Annotated in this window: 29 protein-coding genes and 2 pseudogenes; 27 read left to right on the top strand and 4 right to left on the bottom strand. The window is 65.1% G+C overall.

The annotated features are described in order from the left end of the window. Positions 1-5: 5 nt before the first annotated feature. The gene (locus tag ACLP9N_RS29075; protein WP_442410598.1) at positions 6-857 is read right to left on the bottom strand and encodes a PE domain-containing protein; all 852 of its coding nucleotides are present in this window, start codon (positions 855-857) and stop codon (positions 6-8) included. Between the two features lie 173 nt (positions 858-1,030). Here ACLP9N_RS29075 and ACLP9N_RS29070 point away from each other — a divergent pair. Continuing rightward, positions 1,031-1,204 (top strand): annotated as a pseudogene (locus ACLP9N_RS29070) (TetR/AcrR family transcriptional regulator); the annotation flags it as partial. Between the two features lie 7 nt (positions 1,205-1,211). Here ACLP9N_RS29070 and ACLP9N_RS29065 read toward each other — a convergent pair. Together ACLP9N_RS29065 and ACLP9N_RS29060 are read right to left on the bottom strand one after the other, a co-directional pair. After that, a complete protein-coding gene (locus ACLP9N_RS29065) occupies positions 1,212-1,712 on the bottom strand; it encodes a hotdog fold domain-containing protein (RefSeq protein ID WP_442410597.1) in 501 nt (166 codons plus the stop codon). A gap of 70 nt (positions 1,713-1,782) precedes the next feature. Then, the gene (locus ACLP9N_RS29060; protein ID WP_442410596.1) at positions 1,783-2,457 is read right to left on the bottom strand and encodes a hypothetical protein; all 675 of its coding nucleotides are present in this window, start codon (positions 2,455-2,457) and stop codon (positions 1,783-1,785) included. Positions 2,458-2,652: 195 nt separating this feature from the next. On the opposite strand from ACLP9N_RS29060, the gene ACLP9N_RS29055 reads away from it, so the two are divergent. The 17 genes from ACLP9N_RS29055 (at position 2,653) to ACLP9N_RS28975 (ending at position 14,382) form a co-directional block, all read left to right on the top strand. Beyond that, positions 2,653-3,267, top strand: coding sequence for a hypothetical protein (locus ACLP9N_RS29055; RefSeq protein WP_442410595.1), 615 nt, complete (start codon positions 2,653-2,655; stop codon positions 3,265-3,267). A gap of 179 nt (positions 3,268-3,446) precedes the next feature. Continuing rightward, complete coding sequence (locus tag ACLP9N_RS29050) at positions 3,447-3,938, top strand: hypothetical protein (RefSeq protein WP_442410594.1); 492 nt, start codon at positions 3,447-3,449, stop codon at positions 3,936-3,938. A gap of 421 nt (positions 3,939-4,359) precedes the next feature. Next, on the top strand, positions 4,360-4,665 hold the full coding sequence (rpsJ, locus tag ACLP9N_RS29045) for a 30S ribosomal protein S10 (RefSeq protein WP_003873519.1): 306 nt from the start codon (positions 4,360-4,362) through the stop codon (positions 4,663-4,665). Between the two features lie 13 nt (positions 4,666-4,678). After that, a complete protein-coding gene (gene rplC, locus ACLP9N_RS29040; protein WP_442410593.1) occupies positions 4,679-5,332 on the top strand; it encodes a 50S ribosomal protein L3 in 654 nt (217 codons plus the stop codon). Further along, positions 5,332-6,078, top strand: coding sequence for a 50S ribosomal protein L4 (rplD, locus tag ACLP9N_RS29035; protein WP_442410592.1), 747 nt, complete (start codon positions 5,332-5,334; stop codon positions 6,076-6,078). Before rplC ends, rplD begins: the two co-directional genes overlap by 1 nt. Beyond that, entirely contained in the window at positions 6,078-6,380 is a 303-nt protein-coding gene (rplW, locus tag ACLP9N_RS29030) for a 50S ribosomal protein L23 (RefSeq protein WP_442410591.1), read from the top strand. Before rplD ends, rplW begins: the two co-directional genes overlap by 1 nt. Before the next feature lie 29 nt (positions 6,381-6,409). Continuing rightward, a complete protein-coding gene (gene rplB / locus ACLP9N_RS29025) occupies positions 6,410-7,252 on the top strand; it encodes a 50S ribosomal protein L2 (protein WP_442410590.1) in 843 nt (280 codons plus the stop codon). Positions 7,253-7,273: 21 nt separating this feature from the next. Beyond that, the gene (gene rpsS / locus ACLP9N_RS29020) at positions 7,274-7,555 is read left to right on the top strand and encodes a 30S ribosomal protein S19 (RefSeq protein WP_066951921.1); all 282 of its coding nucleotides are present in this window, start codon (positions 7,274-7,276) and stop codon (positions 7,553-7,555) included. After that, positions 7,552-8,154: a 50S ribosomal protein L22 gene (rplV, locus tag ACLP9N_RS29015; protein ID WP_442410589.1), complete on the top strand. Its 603-nt coding sequence runs from the start codon at positions 7,552-7,554 to the stop codon at positions 8,152-8,154. The genes rpsS and rplV overlap by 4 nt, the downstream gene beginning before the upstream one ends. Next, a complete protein-coding gene (gene rpsC, locus ACLP9N_RS29010) occupies positions 8,154-9,014 on the top strand; it encodes a 30S ribosomal protein S3 (protein ID WP_442410588.1) in 861 nt (286 codons plus the stop codon). The genes rplV and rpsC overlap by 1 nt, the downstream gene beginning before the upstream one ends. A 3-nt stretch (positions 9,015-9,017) precedes the next feature. Continuing rightward, the gene (gene rplP, locus ACLP9N_RS29005) at positions 9,018-9,434 is read left to right on the top strand and encodes a 50S ribosomal protein L16 (protein ID WP_442410587.1); all 417 of its coding nucleotides are present in this window, start codon (positions 9,018-9,020) and stop codon (positions 9,432-9,434) included. Beyond that, positions 9,434-9,676: a 50S ribosomal protein L29 gene (gene rpmC / locus ACLP9N_RS29000; protein ID WP_442410586.1), complete on the top strand. Its 243-nt coding sequence runs from the start codon at positions 9,434-9,436 to the stop codon at positions 9,674-9,676. Before rplP ends, rpmC begins: the two co-directional genes overlap by 1 nt. After that, positions 9,673-10,080 (top strand): 30S ribosomal protein S17, encoded by a 408-nt coding sequence (gene rpsQ, locus ACLP9N_RS28995; RefSeq protein ID WP_442410585.1) that lies wholly within the window; start codon positions 9,673-9,675, stop codon positions 10,078-10,080. The genes rpmC and rpsQ overlap by 4 nt, the downstream gene beginning before the upstream one ends. A 153-nt stretch (positions 10,081-10,233) precedes the next feature. Beyond that, complete coding sequence (locus ACLP9N_RS28990; protein ID WP_442410584.1) at positions 10,234-12,582, top strand: arylsulfatase; 2,349 nt, start codon at positions 10,234-10,236, stop codon at positions 12,580-12,582. Positions 12,583-12,628: 46 nt separating this feature from the next. After that, complete coding sequence (locus tag ACLP9N_RS28985) at positions 12,629-12,946, top strand: hypothetical protein (RefSeq protein WP_442410583.1); 318 nt, start codon at positions 12,629-12,631, stop codon at positions 12,944-12,946. A gap of 43 nt (positions 12,947-12,989) precedes the next feature. Further along, positions 12,990-13,304: a hypothetical protein gene (locus ACLP9N_RS28980; RefSeq protein ID WP_442410582.1), complete on the top strand. Its 315-nt coding sequence runs from the start codon at positions 12,990-12,992 to the stop codon at positions 13,302-13,304. A 109-nt stretch (positions 13,305-13,413) separates the two neighbouring features. After that, positions 13,414-14,382, top strand: a complete 969-nt coding sequence (locus tag ACLP9N_RS28975; RefSeq protein ID WP_442410581.1) for a DUF4436 domain-containing protein — start codon at positions 13,414-13,416, stop codon at positions 14,380-14,382. Positions 14,383-14,396: 14 nt separating this feature from the next. On the opposite strand, the gene pstS is transcribed toward ACLP9N_RS28975, so the two are convergent. Next, entirely contained in the window at positions 14,397-15,473 is a 1,077-nt protein-coding gene (gene pstS, locus ACLP9N_RS28970) for a phosphate ABC transporter substrate-binding protein PstS (protein WP_442410621.1), read from the bottom strand. Positions 15,474-15,719: 246 nt separating this feature from the next. On the opposite strand from pstS, the gene ACLP9N_RS28965 reads away from it, so the two are divergent. The 9 genes and pseudogenes from ACLP9N_RS28965 (at position 15,720) to rplF (ending at position 21,527) form a co-directional block, all read left to right on the top strand. Further along, positions 15,720-16,631, top strand: a complete 912-nt coding sequence (locus ACLP9N_RS28965; RefSeq protein WP_442410620.1) for a formylglycine-generating enzyme family protein — start codon at positions 15,720-15,722, stop codon at positions 16,629-16,631. A 323-nt stretch (positions 16,632-16,954) separates the two neighbouring features. Then, positions 16,955-17,791: a DUF4436 domain-containing protein gene (locus ACLP9N_RS28960; protein WP_442410619.1), complete on the top strand. Its 837-nt coding sequence runs from the start codon at positions 16,955-16,957 to the stop codon at positions 17,789-17,791. Between the two features lie 157 nt (positions 17,792-17,948). Beyond that, positions 17,949-18,891 (top strand): annotated as a pseudogene (locus ACLP9N_RS28955) (DUF4436 domain-containing protein). A 202-nt stretch (positions 18,892-19,093) separates the two neighbouring features. Further along, on the top strand, positions 19,094-19,462 hold the full coding sequence (gene rplN / locus ACLP9N_RS28950) for a 50S ribosomal protein L14 (RefSeq protein ID WP_442410580.1): 369 nt from the start codon (positions 19,094-19,096) through the stop codon (positions 19,460-19,462). After that, positions 19,463-19,780, top strand: a complete 318-nt coding sequence (gene rplX / locus ACLP9N_RS28945; RefSeq protein ID WP_442410579.1) for a 50S ribosomal protein L24 — start codon at positions 19,463-19,465, stop codon at positions 19,778-19,780. After that, positions 19,780-20,358, top strand: a complete 579-nt coding sequence (rplE, locus tag ACLP9N_RS28940; protein ID WP_442410578.1) for a 50S ribosomal protein L5 — start codon at positions 19,780-19,782, stop codon at positions 20,356-20,358. The genes rplX and rplE overlap by 1 nt, the downstream gene beginning before the upstream one ends. Positions 20,359-20,361: 3 nt before the next feature. Then, a complete protein-coding gene (locus ACLP9N_RS28935) occupies positions 20,362-20,547 on the top strand; it encodes a type Z 30S ribosomal protein S14 (RefSeq protein WP_007167851.1) in 186 nt (61 codons plus the stop codon). 22 nt (positions 20,548-20,569) lie between these two features. After that, a complete protein-coding gene (gene rpsH / locus ACLP9N_RS28930; RefSeq protein ID WP_442410577.1) occupies positions 20,570-20,968 on the top strand; it encodes a 30S ribosomal protein S8 in 399 nt (132 codons plus the stop codon). Positions 20,969-20,987: 19 nt separating this feature from the next. After that, positions 20,988-21,527: a 50S ribosomal protein L6 gene (gene rplF, locus ACLP9N_RS28925; protein ID WP_442410576.1), complete on the top strand. Its 540-nt coding sequence runs from the start codon at positions 20,988-20,990 to the stop codon at positions 21,525-21,527. Positions 21,528-21,550 lie beyond the last annotated feature (23 nt).

Genomic DNA, 21,550 nt, shown 5'->3' with positions numbered 1-21,550 from the left:
GCCGACTACTCTGCCCGTGCCGCCGACGCGGGTGTTGCCGCCGGTTGCTCGTTGGGATTGCCCGCTGGCCCAGCCGCTGCCGGTGGGGCAACCGTCGGCGCCGCCGCCACCGGTGTGCCGGCTAGTGACACGGCGGGTAGTGCCGCTGCCGGAGAAAATGCCGGCGCTCCTGCCTCTACTGCCGCTTCCGGCGTGATAGCTGACGCCGGGCTCCCCGTTACCGCAGGGACCTCCGATTCCACCGGCACCGCCGCTTCCGGCGTGCCCGCAGGTGCCAGTGCCGCCGACCCGGTCGGCGCCACCGCTTGCGCCGCTGCTGCCGGCGTGCTGGCCGGAACGAGCGCCGACGGAACTGGCGACGCCGACGGAACCGCCGTCGCCAGCGGTGCCGCCGATACGGCCGGCACCGAGCCACCCGTCGGCCCCGCCGTGGCCGCGGTGGCCGCCGGTACCCCCGCCACCGCCGAACCGGCCGACGCCGCGCTGCCGACCAGCGGCTGCGTGGTCGTCAGCGCCTGGCTGGGTCCGTTGATCGCCCCGAGGACGCCTTGTTCGACACTCTGCAGCGGCGAGGCATTCGCGGCCTCGGTCAGGGCGTACTCGGACGCTCCGCTGCTCATGAGCTGCACAAATTGCTGATGGAACTGCGCCGCCTGAGCGCTGAGCGCCTGGTAGACGTGCGCGTGTGAGTTGAACAATGCGGAGATGGCCGCCGATACCTCGTCGGCACCGGCGGCAAACACGCTTGACGTGGGGCCTAACGCTGCTGAGTTGGCATCGGTGAGCGACGAACCGATGTTCGCCAAATCCGATGCTGCGGCGGCCACATACTCCGGTGCCGCGATCACGTATGACATGTGGGATCCCCCAGCCAGTCCGAGACATCGCTCGCCGTCCCCCCTGGCGAACGTGTTCGAAGCGCAGCGTAACGCGATCTCCGGTTCCCCCGAGGCGTTTTTGCAGGACCGAGGGGCCAATCGAGATCCCTGCGTACACAGGTGGTTCGGAGCGATGGGCCGGCGACGGCACCGCAGCCGCCCTGTTGATCGGCCCGCTGGTGCTTGGGCGCCTGTCCACGCTCCCGGAATTCGATTACCGCGACTGCGCGTACGCCGCCGTCGACGGTTTCCTCTATGTCCGGCATGTTCGGCGCGGTCGAAACACCCGCACCACCGGGGCGAGTATCGAGTCGGCAGGTACTTGAGCGAGCGCTAGGCTAGTGCGCGCGCATGGCCTCGGGATGCCCGTGTAACCCAGCTCGTGATGTCCGCGTGGACCACTTCGGTGCCGGTGCGGTCGGTCACCCGTACCGGTACCACCACTTCGGCACCTTCGGTGATCTGCGAAAAATCCGGCGGGTCCAGCCGGGCCTGCGCGTGCAGTGATGTGGTGGCTTTGGCCAGATACTGCACCGTCATCGCTTTCGGGATCCAGCGGCGGCTAGGCGGCACCGTCGCCTCCATCAACATGCCCATGGCCATTTCGGCGGCGTTGCAGGAAGCGATCGCGTGCACCGTGTGCAAGTGGTTGTGCACGAAAAACCAGTTGGGCACTGTGACTTCGGCCAGGCCCGGCTCCATCCGCACAACATGCGGCAGGATCGAGGCGAAATAGGGGACTCGTGCCACCGCCGCCACCGAGAACAGGCGGGTGCCGCCGGGGCGGGCGGAAAGCGTTTTCCATGCTCTGTAGGTGCTGCGGGTACCGGTCATGTCATGACGACAAACCTACTGACGCTAATGACCCAGGGCAGGTCCGATCCTCGATGTGCTGGCTGCCCGGCTACGGTCCGACGCTGATGGGGAGTGATGCCGTGGGGCTGGCGCCGATCGGGGTGTTGGTGGTGACGTTGGTCATCGTCACGTCCACGGCGGACGCACCTTGGTTGACGGTGAAATTCTGGTTTGGGTTGAGCTGCAGCTGAAGTTGGTAGGTGATGGTTTGCCCTTGAGCGAGCGTAAGCGGCGCGAGGAGTGGTTGGGCGAGGAAATCCGTCCCGGTCCCTTCGGCGACATACGGCACCGTCACCCACGCGTTGGTGTCGGAGCTTTGCAGCTGCATCGTCCCGGCGGGCATCATCGCGGCGCCGGACGGATTGCACGAACAGTGACCCAGCGACACCACCATCCCCAGTTGGGCGATGCTGGCGGTCGTGGTGTTGAGCAGCGTGACGCTGAAGGGCATGGGCGCCCCGCCGGGCCGGACCGCCGTAGGCCCCGGCGCGGTAATGGTGACGTCGATGCCGCCCGCCGACCCTTTCGTGGTGGCCTGGGGCACCGGCGATGCGGACGTGGTCGCCGACGAGCTCGACAGCGACGCGGATTGCCCTGTAGTGGTCGTGGTGGAAGCGGTGGGTGTGGTGGAACTCGTGGTCGTGCCGGAATTCGAGCACCCGACAAGGGACACGGCCAGTGCCGCGCCGACCAACGTGGCGGTCAGACTTGAAGCTGTGTTCATGACGTCCTCCCTATCACCCGCCGCTGCGGTGCGGCTCCGGCGTAAGCTTAGGCCCGTTCGGTACTCCTGACACCAGGTCGCGACCGAATATCCCGGACCACTTTCAGGCGCTGATGAAACGGCTTATCTTTTAGGCGTATCACATCGGTCGACTGCGCCAGCGGCGTGGTTGCAAGCGATTGAAGGGGCAGCCGAATGACAGCACGCGTCTCGGTGGTGAAGTCCGGATTGGTCATCGCCGTCGCTGGGATCGTCACGCTGGCTGCGGCGGGGTGCTCGAAGAATACGTCCGGTACGGGCTCGTCCTCGACCACGGGTGCCCCCTCAAGTCCACCGGTGGCCAGCACGGCAAGCGCCAGTTCCGGCCCGACAGGCTCGATCAGTCCATCGGGGACGGCCAGCGCCCGGTTCGTTGGCCACTGGCAGCGCCACGTCTCGACCCTGGACATCACTGCGACAACGGCCACCCTCTTCGCGGGCCTGGACGTGGGCCCGTGCAGTCAGGGACAGGCCGCCTGCTCGGAGACCGACACGCTGGGGGTGGTGTCGGGTGACGATACGCAGCTGACGCTCGCGGTCACCGCCGTGAGCTATGGCCTGAAAAACGGCCAGACGACCTCGGTCAACCCCAGCCCGGGTCCGTCGACGGCCGTGGGTGACTCGATCCAGCTGGTTTCGCAGGCGCCGGGCTTGCTCAAGCAGACGGTGTTAAAGGGCTTTCCCGGCTGGCAAGGCGGCGACCTCTATTGGTGCGGTGTGCCGGCGTCAGCCCGAGTGACCAGCAGCGCTGTGGCGCATAGGGCCCGGTGAAGACGGGGCCCGCCCGGCTCATCGCGCTGGCCCACTGACCGTTCTGACGAGGGCTGTTTCGCGAGCCTGTCGGCCCTACCTGCACGACAAGATTTCTTCAAGAATTTTTATAGAGCCACCTCAGAGCCTTTTCTCGACGCACCAAACCGCCACCGCGGCGCCTCGAGAAAAGGACATCCATGACCAGCACCTTCAGCCCCAAGGCCGCCGTCGCGGCGCGCGTCGCCGGCTTCCTGGCTCTGCTTGCGGCCGGCGCTGCGTTGTTAGTCCTGTTCGCCGCTGCGGCCCACGCCGCCCTGGGCACTTCGTCACCCAACGCCAAGCACGCCGTTGTGCTGCACCGCGCCCCCGGCGCCGCGCCCCACTTGCGCCACCAACACTCTGGACTGCGCAGAGACGGTGGCCGACACGGCCGTCCCGATCACCAGTTACGCGCCCGCCGGGCGGCAGATTGCCGCTCCGGCCAGCAGCGCCCTGCGCACAGCAACTCCCGGACCGAGCTGGCATCTCTGCGGTTCAACCACAAGACCGCGGGTGCCGCCCCGGCGGTACGGCACCTGGTCCGGCAACACGCAGAATGCCGGCGCGCCGGAACAGGATCTGCGCTGAGGGTCCAAGGGGCTCGTTACACCCACGTTCGAAGCAATCCGGAACTCGTCTGGCAGCTCTGACCGGACCGTTCGAGAAAAAGCTGACAACCCTTACGGGCCGGTGAGTTCGGTGATCGCGGGCGGCACGGGCCGCACGGTCGCCAGTGTGGCCAGAACTGTGGCCAGGAATTTGGCGGTCACGGTGATCTGAGGCATACTGTTCAGGTTGCCTTGCGCCAGGTTTGCGCTTGGTTGGGCATACGACCAGCGTCCACACGGGCGCGTCCGGTCTCATCCTTGGAGCGCGACTCATTTTCGGTCGCGAACAAGGCTGCGTGCGGGTGACACACCCGAGCGCGGGGGCCGGTTGGACCACGACAGGTAAACAGCGGCGCAGTATCCGGCGCGACGCTAGATCGGCCCAGACTTGGGCGGGCCGATTGGCGCGCCGGGGGCACCAGGCCCGGACACGGGCCTCAAGAAGAGTGAGGGTAGGAGAAGCGTGGCGGGACAGAAGATCCGCATCAGGCTTAAGGCCTACGACCATGAGGCTATTGACGCCTCGGCGCGCAAGATCGTCGAGACCGTCGTCCGCACCGGTGCCAGCGTCGTAGGGCCGGTGCCGCTGCCGACCGAAAAGAATGTGTACTGCGTCATCCGCTCCCCGCACAAGTACAAGGACTCGCGGGAGCACTTCGAAATGCGCACGCACAAGCGGTTGATCGACATCCTCGATCCGACGCCGAAGACCGTTGACGCCCTCATGCGCATCGATCTGCCGGCCAGTGTCGACGTCAACATCCAGTAGGAGATCCAGGGCAATGGCGAGAAAAGGCATTCTGGGCACCAAGCTGGGCATGACGCAGGTGTTCGACGAGAACAACAGGGTCGTTCCGGTGACTGTGGTCAAGGCGGGGCCGAACGTGGTGACCCGCATCCGCACCCCGGAGCGCGACGGCTACAGCGCTGTGCAGTTGGCCTACGGGGAGATCAGCCCGCGCAAGGTCAACAAACCGGTGACCGGTCAGTACACCGCTGCTGGTGTCAATCCGCGTCGCCACGTGGCCGAGTTGCGTCTGGAAACTCCGGACGCGGCGGCCGAATACGAGATCGGCCAGGAGTTGACCGCCGAGATCTTCGCCGACGGCAGCTACGTCGACGTGACCGGCACCTCCAAGGGCAAGGGTTACGCCGGCACGATGAAGCGGCACGGCTTCAGCGGGCAGGGTGCCAGCCACGGCGCCCAGGCTGTCCACCGCCGTCCCGGGTCCATTGGCGGATGTTCCACCCCCGCACGGGTGTTCAAGGGGACTCGGATGTCCGGCCGTATGGGCAACGACCGGGTGACCGCGCAGAACCTGTTGGTGCACAAGGTCGATGCCGAGAACGGCGTGCTGCTGATCAAGGGTGCGGTTCCCGGCCGCACCGGTGGACTCGTCATGGTCCGTAGCGCGATCAAACGAGGTGAGAGCTAATGGCAGCCGAGAAGACGGATCAGAAGATCCTCAAGATTGACGTCAAGACGCCGGCCGGCAAGGTCGACGGTTCCATTGAGCTGCCGGCCGAATTGTTCGATGCCCCGGCCAATATCGCGTTGATGCACCAGGTGGTCACCGCGCAGCGGGCGGCGGCCCGGCAGGGTACGCACTCCACCAAGACGCGCGGCGAGGTCAGCGGCGGAGGTCGGAAGCCCTACCGGCAGAAGGGGACTGGTCGCGCCCGGCAAGGCTCGACGCGGGCCCCGCAGTTCGCCGGCGGCGGCACCGTGCACGGTCCCAAGCCGCGCGACTACTCGCAGCGCACACCCAAAAAGATGATCGCCGCGGCGTTGCGCGGTGCGCTGTCGGACCGCGCACGCAACGGACGCATCCACGCGGTCACCGAGCTGGTGGCGGGTCAGACGCCGTCGACCAAAAGCGCCAGGGAGTTTCTGGGCACGCTGACGGATCGCAAGCAGGTGTTGGTCATCATCGGCCGCAGCGACGAGACCGGTGTGAAGAGCGTGCGCAACCTGCCCGGTGTGCACATCCTGTCGCCGGACCAGCTCAACACTTACGACGTGTTGCGCGCCGACGACGTGGTGTTCAGCGTCGAAGCCCTCAACGCCTACATATCCGCTAACGCGGCCAAAACGGCCTCCGAAACGACCTTTGAAACAACCAAGGAAACAACCAAGGAAACAACCAAGGAAACAACCAAGTCCGAGGAGGTTTCGGCCTGATGGCGACCATCGCTGATCCCCGCGACATCATCCTGGCCCCGGTCATCTCGGAGAAGTCCTACGGGCTACTCGACGACAACGTGTACACGTTCGTGGTGCGCCCCGATTCGAACAAGACGCAGATCAAGATCGCCGTCGAGAAGATCTTCTCCGTCAAGGTCGCATCGGTGAACACCGCGAACCGCCAGGGCAAGCGTAAGCGCACCAGGACCGGATTCGGCAAGCGCAAGAACACCAAGCGCGCCATCGTGACCCTGGCGCCGGGCAGCAAGCCGATCGACCTGTTCGGAGCGCCGTCCTAGTCGGGCGCGAGAGAAAGATCTGATTAGACATGGCAATTCGCAAGTACAAGCCGACGACCCCCGGTCGTCGCGGCGCGAGCGTGTCCGACTTCGCGGAGATCACCCGTACGGAGCCGGAGAAGTCGCTGGTTCGCCCGCTGCACAGTCATGGCGGCCGCAATGCACACGGCCGCATCACCACCCGCCACCAGGGTGGTGGTCACAAGCGCGCCTACCGGGTGATCGACTTCCGCCGCAATGACAAAGATGGGGTCAACGCCAAGGTCGCACACATCGAGTACGACCCGAACCGCACCGCAAATATTGCGTTGCTTCATTTTCTGGACGGCGAGAAGCGGTACATCATTGCGCCGCAGGGCTTGTCGCAGGGCGACGTGGTGGAATCCGGCGCCAACGCCGACATCAAGCCGGGCAACAACCTGCCGTTGCGCAATATCCCGGCCGGTACCCTGGTCCACGCCGTGGAGCTGCGGCCGGGCGGTGGCGCCAAGCTGGCGCGGTCGGCCGGGTCGAGCATCCAGCTGCTCGGCAAGGAGGGCACCTACGCGTCGCTGCGTATGCCCAGCGGTGAGATCCGCCGCGTCGACGTGCGCTGCCGCGCGACCGTCGGCGAGGTGGGCAACGCCGAGCAGGCAAACATCAACTGGGGTAAGGCCGGCCGGATGCGGTGGAAGGGCAAGCGCCCCTCGGTCCGTGGTGTCGTCATGAACCCGGTGGACCACCCGCACGGCGGTGGTGAGGGCAAGACCTCCGGTGGCCGGCACCCGGTCAGCCCGTGGGGCAAGCCCGAGGGCCGCACCCGCCACCGGAACAAGCAGAGCAACAAGCTCATCGTCCGACGCCGGCGCACCGGCAAGAAGCACTCTCGCTAGGAAGTCCAGGAGTAGCCAACCATGCCTCGCAGCCTGAAGAAGGGCCCGTTCGTCGACGGCCATCTGCTCAAGAAGGTCGACGTGCAGAACGAGAAGAACACCAAGCAGGTCATCAAGACCTGGTCGCGCCGGTCGACGATCATTCCGGACTTCATCGGCCACACCTTTGCCGTGCACGACGGACGCAAGCATGTCCCGGTGTTCGTCACCGAGTCGATGGTGGGTCACAAACTTGGTGAATTCGCGCCGACCCGCACCTTCAAGGGACACATCAAGGACGACCGGAAGGCCAAGCGGCGATGACCACCACTGAATTCCCGTCGGCGACTGCCATAGCGCGGTTCGTCCGGGTGTCGCCGACAAAGGCGCGCCGGGTGATCGACCTGGTGCGTGGTAGGTCGGTGGCCGACGCGCTGGACATCCTGCGCTGGGCGCCGCAGGCCGCCAGTGAGCCGGTCGCCAAGGTGATCGCGAGTGCCGCGGCCAACGCCCAGAACAACAACGGACTCGACCCGGCGACCTTGGTGGTGGCCACGGTCTACGCCGACGGGGGCCCGACCGCCAAGCGCATCCGGCCGCGCGCCCAGGGGCGCGCCTTCCGGATCCGCAGGCGCACCAGCCACATCACGGTGATCGTGGAAAGCCGGCCCGCCAAGGATCAGCGGTCGGTGAAGTCGACGAGGGCTCGCCGCGCCGAGGCCAGCAAGGCCGCGGCGAAGGCTGTGCCTGGTTCCGCGGCGAAGAAGGCGGCGACGAAGGCGCCCGCCAAGAAAGCGCCTGCCAAGAAGGCGGGGACTTCTGTGGCCAAGGCGCCCGCAAAGAAGGCGCCGGCCAAAAAGGCTGCGACTAGTCCCGAAGCCAAGGCTTCTGAGACTTCTGAAGCGAAGGGAGGCTCAGACTAGTGGGCCAGAAGATCAATCCGCACGGCTTCCGGCTGGGCATCACCACCGACTGGAAGTCGCGGTGGTACGCCGACAAGCAGTACTCCGAGTACGTCAAGGAAGACGTCGCGATCCGTCGGCTGCTGTCCAGCGGTCTGGAGCGCGCGGGAATCGCCGACGTCGAGATCGAGCGCACCCGCGACCGGGTGCGGGTGGACATCCACACCGCTCGGCCCGGCATCGTCATCGGGCGGCGTGGCACCGAGGCCGACCGGATCCGTGCCGATCTGGAGAAGCTGACCAAAAAGCAGGTCCAGCTCAACATCCTCGAAGTCAAAAACCCGGAATCGCAAGCACAATTGGTGGCCCAGGGCGTCGCCGAACAGTTGAGCAACCGGGTGGCGTTCCGCCGCGCGATGCGCAAGGCCATCCAGTCGGCGATGCGTCAGCCCAACGTCAAGGGCATCCGGGTGCAGTGCTCGGGCCGTCTCGGCGGCGCTGAGATGAGTCGGTCGGAGTTCTACCGCGAAGGTCGGGTTCCGTTGCACACGCTGCGCGCCGACATCGACTACGGCCTCTACGAGGCCAAGACCACCTTCGGCCGGATCGGCGTGAAGGTGTGGATTTACAAGGGCGACATCGTCGGTGGCAAGCGCGAATTGGCGGCCGCGGCCCCAGCGGGCGCCGAGCGTCCGCGCCGTGAGCGGCCGTCGGGTACGCGTCCGCGCCGCAGTGGTGCGTCGGGCACCACGGCGACCAGCACCGAAGCCGGACGGGCCGCGGGTGGCGATGAAAGCACTGTAAGCGCTGCGCCCGCTGCCGCTCCTGCCTCAGATGATGGGGCCACGGCGGCCCTCGAACCGCAGAGCACGGAGAGCTGAATCATGTTGATTCCCCGCAAAGTCAAGCATCGCAAGCAACACCATCCACGCCAGCGCGGCATCGCCAGTGGTGGCACGCAGGTGAACTTCGGCGACTACGGTATCCAGGCCCTTGAGCACGCCTACGTCACCAACAGGCAGATCGAGTCGGCTCGTATCGCCATCAACCGCCACATCAAGCGTGGCGGCAAGGTGTGGATCAATGTCTTTCCCGACCGACCGCTGACCAAGAAGCCCGCGGAGACCAGGATGGGGTCGGGCAAGGGCTCGCCGGAATGGTGGGTGGTCAACGTGAAGCCCGGCCGGGTGCTGTTCGAGCTCAGTTACCCCAATGAGCAGATCGCCCGGGCCGCGCTCACCCGCGCGATCCACAAGTTGCCGATCAAGGCACGCATCGTGACCCGAGAGGAGCAGTTCTGATGGCAGTGGGAGTGTCCCCAGGCGAACTGCGTGAGCTCACCGACGAGGAGCTGGCCGAGCGGCTGCGCGAATCCAAGGAGGAGCTGTTCAACCTGCGCTTCCAGATAGCGACTGGCCAGCTGACCAACAACCGCCGGCTCCGCATCGTGCGGCAGGAGATCGCGCGCGTCTACACCGTCCTGCGGGAACGAGAACTGGGCCTGGCGTCCGGTCCCGGCGGCTCCGATGAGAAGGAATCGTGATGGCAGAAGCTACCACCGGCGAGAAAGCCGCCAAGGCGACGAAGGCGGCCCCTAAGAAGGCCGCGTCCAAGGCCGCCGCGCCGAAGGCCGCCGCGACCAAAGACGCTGCGCCGAAAGATAAAGGCCCCAAGAACACTCCGGCCACCCCGAAGCCACGCGGCCGGCGCAAGACGCGCATCGGCTATGTGGTGAGCGACAAGATGCAAAAGACCATCGTGGTCGAGCTGGAAGACCGTATGCGGCACCCGCTGTACGGCAAGATCATCCGGACCACCAAGAAGGTCAAGGCGCACGACGAGAACAGCGTCGCCGGCATCGGCGACCGCGTCTCGCTGATGGAAACACGTCCGCTGTCGGCGACCAAACGCTGGCGGCTCGTCGAGATTCTCGAGAAGGCCAAGTAAGTACCGGCGAACAGTCCCCCGCAAGCGGGAGGTACCCCCACCAAAAGCCCTCGCACGCCAAGCGTGTCGGGGCTTTTGTGACTGTTGGCGTGGGTGTGGCTTCGCCGGTGTAATCTGCACGCGGTGTCCGGGGACGTGAGAGCGGAGTGAGCGATGGCGGGGTTTAACGGCAAGATCGAGCTGGATATTCGTGATTCGGAGCCTGACTGGGGTCCGTACGCGGCGCCGACAGCGCCCGAGAATTCGCCAAACGTCCTTTATTTGGTGTGGGATGACACCGGCATCGCGACGTGGGACTGCTTCGGCGGTCTGGTCGAGATGCCCGCCATGACGAGGATTGCCGATCGTGGTGTGCGGCTGTCGCAATTCCACACGACCGCACTGTGTTCACCGACGCGGGCGTCGCTGCTGACCGGTCGCAACGCGACCACCGTGGGCATGGCCACCATCGAAGAGTTCACCGACGGCTTCCCGAACTGCAACGGCCGCATCCCGGACGACACCGCGCTGCTGTCGGAGGTGCTCAACGAACGTGGTTACAACACCTACTGCGTCGGCAAGTGGCACCTGACGCCGCTGGAAGAGTCGAATCTGGCCTCCACGAAACGGCACTGGCCCACGTCGCGCGGCTTCGAACGGTTCTACGGGTTCATGGGCGGGGAGACCGACCAGTGGTACCCCGACTTGGTGTACGACAACCACCCGATCACACCGCCGGCCACTCCCGAGGACGGCTACCACCTGTCGAAGGACCTCGCCGACAAGACCATCGAATTCATCCGCGACGCCAAGGTGATCGCGCCCGACAAACCGTGGTTCAGCTACGTCTGCCCCGGCGCCGGGCACGCACCGCATCACGTCTTCAAAGAATGGGCGGACAAGTACGCCGGCCGCTTCGACATGGGCTACGAGCGCTACCGCGACATCGTGCTGGAAAAGCAGAAGTCGATGGGAATTGTGCCTCCGGACACCGAGCTGTCGCCCGTCAACCCGTATCTGGACGTCAAAGGCCCGCAAGGCGAGCCGTGGCCACTGCAGGACACCGTGCGGCCCTGGGACTCCCTCAACGATGAGGACAAGAAGCTGTTCAGCCGGATGGCCGAAGTGTTCGCCGGCTTCCTGAGCTACACCGACGCCCAGATCGGCCGAATCCTGGACTATCTCGAAGAATCCGGTCAGCTGGACAACACCATCATCGTGGTGATCTCCGACAACGGGGCCAGCGGCGAGGGCGGGCCCAACGGGTCGGTGAATGAGGGCAAGTTCTTCAACGGATACATCGACACCGTCGAGGAGAGCATGAAGTACTTCGACCGGCTCGGTGGCCCCGAGACCTACAACCACTACCCGATCGGGTGGGCGATGGCCTTCAACACGCCGTACAAGCTGTACAAGCGGTACGCCTCGCACGAGGGCGGTATCGCCGACACGGCAATCGTCTCCTGGCCCAACGGTATTGCGGCGCACGGGGAGGTTCGCGACAACTACGTCAACGTCTGCGACATCACCCCGACCGTCTACGACCTGCTGGGCATCACCCCGCCGGAGACCGTGCAGGGCATCGCGCAGAAGCCGCTGGACGGTGTGAGTTTCAAAGCAGCCCTTGACAATCCGGCCGCCGACACCGGCAAGGACACCCAGTTCTACACCATGCTGGGAACTCGCGGGATCTGGCACCGGGGCTGGTTCGCCAACACCATCCACGCGGCCACACCCGCGGGTTGGTCGCATTTCGATGCCGACCGCTGGGAACTCTTCCACATCGAAGCCGACCGCAGCCAATGCCACGACCTGGCTGCCGAGCAACCCGACAAGCTGGAAGAGCTAAAGGCGCTGTGGTTTTCCGAGGCAGCGAAGTACAACGGCCTACCGCTGGCGGATCTGAACATCTTCGAAACGTTGACGCGGTTCCGGCCCTACCTGGGCGCCGACCGGCAGTCTTTCACCTACTATCCCGATGCCGCCGAGGTCGGCACCGGCGCCGCCGTCGAACCCCGCGGTCAGTCCTACGCTGTGGTGGCCGACGTGACCATTGATACCACCGGCGCCGAAGGCGTGCTCTTCAAACACGGCTGCGCGCACGGCGGGCACGTCCTGTTCATCCAGGACGGTCGGCTGCACTACGTGTACAACTTCCTCGGTGAGCGCGAGCAACTGATCTCGTCGCCCGGCGCGGTGCCGCTGGGCAGGCACCTCTTCGGCGTTCGGTTTTCGCGGACCGGAACCGTGGAGAACAGCCACACGCCGCTGGGTGAGGGCACGCTGTTCATCGACGAGGCCGCGGTCGCGTCGCTGCCGGATATGACGACGCAACCGGGAACGTTCGCGTTGGCCGGTGCCAGCGTCATGGTGGGGCGCAACACCGGCTCGGAAGTTTCCCGACGCTACAAAGCGCCCTTCCGATTCACCGGCGGCACCATCGCGCAGGTCACCGTCGACATCTCCGGCAAGCCGTATGAAGACCTGGAAAGAGAACTCGCGCTTGCCTTTTCGCGCGACTGAATCACCCGCGAGAGGCTTCTGCGCCGTCCTCGGATGGACGTGCCTGGTGGTTGGTGTGGTGGTGGGCTGCGAGAAGACCACGGGCGGGAGCGCTACGCCGTCCAGCCCGACGGCCTCGTCGACGACACCGGCGTCGGTATCGGCGTCGGTGTCAGGGGCACCGCAACCATCCTCCGACCCGGCGGAGCCGGTGCCCGGTGTCGTGACGACGTTGCCCGATCACAGCCCACCCAACGCGCTCGCGTGCTTCCCGTCGCCCACGGGTAGCGGTCGCTTGACCGTGGCCGGGGTGCCCGACCGGGCGGCGCCCAGGCTCACGGTGAAGCCTGCCGGACGGCTGGAGCTCGGTTGCGGGCACCGGTGATCGGGCACTGACACTGACCGGTCCCGACGGCATATCCGGCGCCGTGATCATCGCTGCGACCGACCTCAAGCCCGGTGGGGCATTCTTGAAATATGCCTTGGACATGCGAGATTCGCGGCCGGGCGTCAAATTCACGGTCGCGGCGGCTCAGTTCTGCGGTTACAGTAGCCAGCAGCTGACCGGCACATTCTTCCAAGGCCCTTCGGGCACTTTCGACTTCGCCGACCGCCTGACCCACATCTGGACCAACACCAAAAAGTATCTGGTCGCGATCCAACTGCAGGGGCCGGCGGGTGCGGCGGGATTCGATGCCGCGAAATCCACGTTGATGCAGGAATTCGCCGTCGTCATACCGTGAAAAGCCCCAGCCTGAGTGCCACCGACTGCTAGCCTGACCCCGTGCTGTTACTCCCGGTGGTGCGGTGGTCCGATGGCCTTTGGCCTCCAAGGGTTCACGGTGGCGACCGATGACGGCGGGGACTCCTGCGCCGCCACCGCCAGCGCCGGCGCCTCCGCCGGAACCGGCGACCGCGCCGGTGAAAACCGAGTCGCAAGGACGGCGTATCGCAGTCGGTCTCGGCATTCTGCTGGCCGTCGTTGCTGTCTATGTCCTATCGCTGGTTGGGGTCCATCTGCTGGCCAAATCCGGGCCCAAGCTCCCCGCCGTGGACGTGAGCCAGTACCAGAAAGAGGACAGCATTGTTCAGTTGCGCGTCGAGAAGCTGGAGACTGTCGCGAATCGACTGTCGGTGAACGTGCTTGTCACCCCGCAGGACTCCTTGGTCGACCAAAGCTCGAGCGTGTTGACCGCCGATGCCGCCGTACGCCTGTATCCCGAGACTGACCTCGGAGACCTGCAGTACCCCAAGGGAAAAGCGCCCGCGCAGGTGGCCACCACGATCGTGGCGCACGGCGATGCGGGTAACTGGCCATTCGACACCTACACCACCGATGAGATCTCGGGTCTGGTCTTCACCGGGGGTTACCAGAACAAGGTATGGGCCCGTATCGAAGTCACCGGATCGTTGGACGGCTGGGACGTGAACGTCCGTCGCGTCCACGACGCCGAGGACACCGAGAACCCGAACAGCCTCGACAACGTGATCATCACATTGCACAGGTCCAAGGGGCCGCTGATCTTCGACCTGGGAATCTGCCTGATACTTGTCACCTTGCCCGTTTTGGCATTGTGGCTGGCCATTCCGATGGTGTTGGGCAGGACGACGTTCTTGCCACCGTTCGGCACGTGGTATGCGGCGATGCTGTTCGCCGTCATGCCGCTGCGCAACTTCTTGCCGGGTAATCCGCCACCTGGTTCGTGGATCGACCAAGCCGTAGTGCTGTGGGTGTTGATAGGTCTGGTCGTCGCCATGACGCTGTTCATCCTCGCTTGGTGGCGGCAACGGGATCGAAAGCAGCCGAAAGCGAACCGATAGCGCGGCAAGTCGGCTCAGGTGATGGCGTCGACGGCGCTCGAGACTCGTGCTTGAAAGTCGGGCGACAGCGGGATGTAGCCGGCTTTGTTGAGATCGATCTGGCCGGGACCGATCGCCGTCTGCAGGAATGACTTGATCGCCTGGGTGTCCTCGGGGTTGGGGTACTTGGAGCAGACGATCTCGTAGGTGGCCAAGACGATCGGGTACACATCGGGTTGGGCAGGGTTGTAGAACGACGAAAGGTCGAGCACGAGGTTGTTGCCCTGGCCGGTGATTTTGGCGCCCTTGATGGTCTTGCCGACGGTGTCGGTGCCGATCCGTACTGGGCGTAGCGACCTGCGACTTGCCGGGGTCTTGATCTCGGCGGCGTACAGCCCTTGCTCGAGCGCGAATGACAATTCGTTGTAGCTGATCGCGCCCTCGGTGGTTTTCACCAGCGCCGAGGTGCCTTTGTTGCCTTGGGCGCTGGTGCCGACGCCGCCGTTGAACGTCTTGGCTACGCCCTGAGTCCACGCTCCGCCGGATGCGGCCTGCAGGTAGGACTGGAAGTTGTAGGTGGTGCCGGATGCGTCGCTGCGGTAAATGACTTTGATGTCCTCTGCCGGCATGGATGCGTTGAGCGAGGTGAGGGCCGGGTCGTCCCAGCGCGTGATGGTGCCGTTGAAGATCTTGGCCAGTGTGGGCGCGTCGAGCACCAAAGAGTCGACGGCGGCAATGTTGTAGGTGATGGCCATCGGCCCGAACACCACGGGCAGGTTCCAGGCGTCGGCGCCGCCGCATCGCTGTTTGGCGGCGGGGTATTGGTCCCCGGACAGGGGTGTGTCCGATCCGCCGAAATCGGTTTTGCCAGCGAGGAATTCGCTGATCCCGTTGCCCGAGCCGTTGGCGGTGTAGTTGAGCGACTGCCCGGGGCACACCTTCTTGTAGGCGTCGATGAACCGGGTCATCGCGTTGGCCTGCGCGGTGGAGCCGCTGGCGGCCAGGGTCTGTTTGCCGCCGCAGTCCACCTTGACCCCACTGGTATAGGACAGGGTCGCGTGGTCTTGGTTGCATGCCGAAAGCGCCAGCGCACCCGCGGCCAGCAAGCTCATCGCGACACGTGGGCGTGAGTGCTGCACGTCGATTGCCTCCTTGAGAGCAACAACGGTGAGACGGGCCCGTCTCGTCGACCACGGTGGCGCCCGGCGTAGGCGGCGAGCTCGGTGTCGGGGCACACGCCCACGTCACCCCTATTTCGACACACGTCGACATTTACAGCTATCGGACCAACCCGCAAACAAACATCAGGTGAACGGGTTATGGCCTCAGCCGGCCCGCGGGCGTCATACCCTGAAGTGGTGCTCACCGAGCTAATTGACCTGCCAGGCGGATCATTCCGCATGGGCTCGACGAGCTTCTACCCCGAAGAGGCGCCGATCCACACGGCGACCGTGGGTTCCTTCGCGGTGGAGCGGCACCCGGTGACCAACGCGCAGTTCGCCGAATTCGTCGCTGCCACAAGCTATGTGACGGTCGCCGAGCAGCCGATCGACCCGGCGCTTTACCCGGGGGCAGACGCAGGCGACCTGTGCCCGGGCGCCATGGTTTTCCGCCCCACCGCCGGCCCGGTCGACCTGCGCGACTGGCGGCAGTGGTGGGACTGGGTACCGGGTGCGAATTGGCGCCACCCGTTCGGGCCGGACAGCCCGGATAGCACCGGCGCGGACAGAGCCGATCACCCGGTCGTGCAGGTGGCGTATCCCGACGCCGCGGCCTACGCGCGGTGGGCCGGGCGGCGGCTGCCGACCGAGGCCGAGTGGGAGTATGCGGCCCGCGGCCCAGGCGCGGGGGACACGTGGACCTATTCGTGGGGCGACGAGGCGAAACCCGACGGTCAGTTGATGGCCAACACCTGGCAGGGCAGGTTCCCGTACCGCAACGACGGTGCGCTCGGCTGGGTGGGAACGTCGCCGGTTGGGACGTTTCCGCCCAACGGTTTCGGCTTGGTCGACATGATCGGCAACGTCTGGGAGTGGACCGCCACCGAGTTTTCCGCACACCACCGGCTCGATCATCCGCCGAAAGCCTGTTGCGCACCGTCTGGACCCGCAGACCCCAGCGTCAGCCAAACGTTGAAAGGCGGTTCGCACTTGTGCGCGGCGGAGTACTGCCACCGCTACCGTCCGGCGGCGCGGTCGCCGCAATCGCAGGACACCGCGACCACTCACATCGGCTTTCGCTGCGTAGCTAATCCGGTTTCCGGCCAATAGGTTAACGCTTGGTGGCCAGCGGGTGACGGAACGCCAGCTCGCGCAAGGACAGTGACGATTTCGCCGCGCGGTCGGCGGGCGCATTAGCTAACATCTCACCCCGTGGTGCCTTCCGTCCGCGCCGGCGGCGACCAATGAGCGCTGAAGCGCCAACGACCGCTGAAGCGCCAACGACCGCTGAGGCGCCAACGACCGCTGAGGCTCCGCCAACTAAGACCTCCGAGGCTCCGCCGCCGCCGGCGGAGGAATCGCCGCCAACGTCCCCTCCGGCGCCGCCGAAGAAGCGGAGCAGACCGCGCATCGTTATCGGCGTGATCATTCTGATGGCCGTCATCACCGTGTATGTCCTGTCGCTGCTGGGCGTCCACCAGCTGCAAGAAGCAGAGGCCCCGCTTCCTCCACTGGACCTGAGCCAGGGCGGCGGCGATGCGACCATCGTGCAGCTGCGCCTCGAGGAGCTGAAACCCACCGCCAATCGCCTCACGGTGAATGTGCTTGTCTACCCAGGGATTTCGGCCTACGACAACCGCTTCGACGTGCTGGCGACCGACGTAGCCGTGCGCCTGTATCCAACGAGCGACCTGGGGGATCTGCATTACCCGAAAGGAAAGGCACCGGCGCAACTCAGCACCACCGTCGAGGCGCACGGCGACGTCGGTAACTGGCCCTTCGACACGTACAGCACGGAGCCGATCTCGGCCGATGCGTTCGTCGGGTCCGGCGACAACATCAAGAAGGTACCTGCCCGCGTCGAAGTAACCGGAGATTTGGACGGGTGGGACGTCAGCGTCAACCGGGTTCATGACCCCGCCGCGCTCCCAACCCAACGAGGTTCGGACAACGGGAACGTGGTCATCACTCTGAGGAGGGCCAAGGGCCCGCTGATCTTCGACCTGGGCATCTGCCTGGTCCTCATCGCCCTGCCCACCTTGGCGCTGTTGGTGGCCATTCCGATGGTGCTGGGCAGGAGGAAATTCTTGCCGCCGTTCGCGACGTGGTACGCCGCGAATCTGTTTGCCATCGTCCCGCTGCGCAACATCCTTCCCGGCGCCCCACCGCCCGGCTCGTGGATCGACCAAGCCATTGTGCAGTGGGTGCTGATCGGGCTGGTGACGGCGATGAGCCTGTACATCCTCGCCTGGGTCCGGCAAGGCGATTGATTTCGCCGCCGCTCGTATCGGCGCTGTTAAAAGCTTGTAAGGGTACTGTTCTTCACGGAGCCAGCAAACACGCTCGTTGATAGCGTCTTGCTTCGTGTCAATCATCAGCGGCTCAGCTGCGGCTGCGGGTGATCGCCCCGCTGAGGTGAGGCCGGAGCTGCACCTGGCCGGGACCGTGGCTGTGCCTGCCGCGCCGGCGCCGCAGCCCCCGGCGCCCGAGCAGCCCGAGCGGCCGGCGCGCAAACCCAGACGACGACATTTCCTGCTCGATGTCTCCATCATCGCCGGCGTCGTCGTTGTCTACGTCCTGTCGCTGCTCGGCTACCACTGGCTGGCCACCGCCGGGTCCGCTCCCCGAGCCGGTCCTCAACACCACCGACGGCACGGTGGTTCTGGTGCGCTTCGAGCAGCTGCACAGCGTGGCAAATCGCCTCGATGTGAAGGTGCTGGTGATGCCCGACGATTCGATGATCGACAAACACTTCAACGTGCTGAACACCGACACCTCCGCGCGGTTCTTCCCGCAGAACGACCTGGGAGATTTGCAGTACCCGGTGGGGAAGTTGCCGGCGCAGGTAGCCACCACCATTGAGGCCCACGGTGACCCGGGCGACTGGCCGTTCGACTCGTACAAGACCGACACCATCCAGGCGGATGTCCTCGTGGGGACAGGCGAAAATCGCCAGTACAAGCCCGGCCGGGTCGAGGTGACGGGATCGCTGGAAGGCTGGGACATCGCCGTCACGCGGGTTGCGCGCAATAAGGACGACCCCGATCGCCCGGACAACGTCATCATCACCCTGCATCGGGCCAAGGGGCCGCTGGTCTTCGACCTGGGGATCTGTCTGGTCCTCATCACCCTGCCGACGCTGGCACTGTTCGTGGCCATTCAGATGCTGACCGGCCGGAGACAATTCTTGCCGCCGTTTTCCACCTGGTACGCCGCGATGCTGTTCGCCGTGGTGCCGCTGCGAAATATCCTGCCCGGCAGCCCTCCGGCGGGTTCGTGGATCGATCAAGCCGTCGTGATTTGGGTACTGATCGCGCTGGCCACAGCGCTGGTCCTGTATGTCGCCGCGTGGTACCGGCATTCCAGCTAAGGGAAACCGGCTCAGCTCGGTAGAAATTTGGCGCTGAGCAGCTCTTCCCCTAGACTCCAGGGGTTGCCTTGAGCAGACCTCGGCTGATGCGTGCAAACGTTATTGGCCCCGCGTGCTCTTCGGTAACAAAGACCGCGCACGTCAGGTGCTCACTGAGCTGTTTTCTCCTGCCGTGCACACGTGAACCAGGTCAGGAGATCGAGTGATTCAGCAGGAATCGCGGCTGAAGGTCGCCGACAACACCGGCGCCAGGGAGATCTTGTGCATCCGGGTGCTCGGCGGCTCATCGCGACGTTACGCCGGCATCGGTGACGTGATCGTCGCCACCGTCAAGGAGGCCATTCCCGGCGGCAACGTCAAGCGTGGTGAGATCGTCAAGGCCGTGGTGGTGCGCACCGTCAAGGAGCGCAGGCGTGCCGATGGCAGCTACATCAAGTTCGACGAGAACGCCGCGGTGATCATCAAGCCCGACAACGACCCCCGCGGGACCCGTATCTTCGGTCCGGTCGGCCGCGAATTGCGTGAGAAGCGATTCATGAAGATCATCTCGTTGGCCCCGGAGGTGTTGTAGATGAAGGTCCACAAGGGCGACACCGTCTTGGTTATCGCCGGCAAAGATAAAGGGGCCAAGGGCAAAGTCTTGCAGGCCTACCCGACCCGTAATCGGGTGCTGGTCGAGGGCGTCAACCGGATCAAGAAGCACACCGCCGTTTCGACCACCCAGCGCGGAGCCCGCTCGGGCGGCATCGTCACCCAGGAAGCCCCGATCCACGTCTCCAACGTGATGGTCGTCGACTCGGACGGCAAGCCCACCCGAATCGGCTACCGGGTGGACGAGGAGACCGGCAAGCGGGTCCGTATCTCCAAGCGCAACGGCAAGGACATCTGATGACTACTGCAGAGAAGGTTCAGCCGCGCCTGAAGGAGCGCTACCGCAACGAGATTCGCGACGCGCTGCACAAGCAGTTCGGTTACGGCAACGTCATGCAGATCCCAGCCGTCACCAAGGTTGTCGTCAACATGGGCGTCGGCGAAGCGGCCCGAGACGCCAAGCTGGTCAACGGCGCGGTCAACGACCTGGCGCTGATCACCGGGCAACGGCCGGAAATCCGTAAGGCGCGCGTATCGATTGCGCAGTTCAAATTGCGCGAGGGCATGCCGATCGGTGTCCGGGTTACCTTGCGCGGGGACCGGATGTGGGAGTTCCTGGACCGGCTCACGTCGATTGCGCTGCCACGTATTCGTGACTTCCGCGGGCTTTCGCCCAAGCAGTTCGACGGTGTCGGCAACTACACCTTCGGGCTGGCCGAGCAGTCGGTGTTCCACGAGATCGACGTGGACAAGATCGACCGGGTCCGCGGCATGGACATCAACGTCGTCACCTCGGCGACGACCGACGACGAAGGGCGAGCGCTGTTGCGGGCCCTCGGCTTTCCGTTCAAGGAAGAACCTCAAAGGGGAGCATGAGCAATGGCGAAGAAGGCACTGGTTAACAAGGCCGCACGCAAACCGAAGTTCGCGGTGCGCGGCTACACCCGCTGCAACAGGTGCGGCCGCCCACGTGCGGTGTTCCGCAAGTTCGGGCTGTGCAGGATCTGCCTGCGCGAGATGGCCCACGCGGGTGAATTGCCCGGTGTGCAGAAGAGCAGCTGGTAACGGGACAACAGGACTAAACACTATGACGATGACGGACCCGATCGCGGACTTCTTGACGCGTCTGCGCAACGCCAATTCGGCGTATCACGACGAGGTGAGCCTGCCGCACTCCAAGCTCAAGGCCAATATCGCCCAGATCCTCAAGGCCGAGGGCTACATCACCGACTACCACACCGAAGACGCCCGGGTCGGCAAGTCTCTGGTCGTCCAGCTCAAGTACGGGCCCAGCAGGGAGCGCAGCATCGCCGGTCTGCGCCGCGTGTCCAAGCCGGGTTTGCGGGTGTACGCGAAATCCAACAACTTGCCGCGGGTGCTCGGCGGCCTGGGCGTGGCGATCATCTCGACCTCCTCGGGCCTGCTCACCGACCGTCAGGCAGCCAGACATGGCGTGGGCGGCGAAGTCCTCGCGTACGTCTGGTAACGGGAGAGGCAGCGTAGATATGTCGCGCATTGGTAAGCAGCCGGTTCCGGTTCCCGCCGGAGTCGACGTAACGATCGAGGGTCAGAACGTCTCGGTGAAGGGACCCAAGGGCACCCTGAGTTTGACGGTCGCCGAGCCGATCATGGTGGCGCGCAACGACGATGGCGCGATCGTGGTCACCCGTCCCGACGATGAGCGGCACAACCGCTCACTGCACGGGCTGTCGCGCACGCTGGTGTCCAACCTCGTCACCGGTGTGACGCAGGGTTACACCACCAACATGGAAATCTTCGGCGTCGGTTACCGCGTGCAGCTCAAGGGTTCCAACCTGGAGTTCGCACTGGGCTACAGCCACCCCGTGGTCGTCGAGGCCCCATACGGCATCACGTTTTCCGTTCAGTCACCGACGAAGTTCACCATCACCGGGATCGACAAGCAGAAGGTCGGTCAGATCTCGGCGAACATCCGCCGTCTGCGCCGTCCCGACCCGTACAAGGGCAAGGGCGTGCGTTACGAAGGTGAGCAGGTCCGCCGCAAGGTCGGAAAGACAGGTAAGTAGTCATGGCGCAATCAAAAGCTGAC

Source organism: Mycobacterium sp., assembly GCF_052144515.1.
GTDB lineage: Bacteria > Actinomycetota > Actinomycetes > Mycobacteriales > Mycobacteriaceae > Mycobacterium.
Note: the sequence above shows the minus strand (reverse complement) of the source record. Positions and strands in the feature narration are given on the sequence as shown.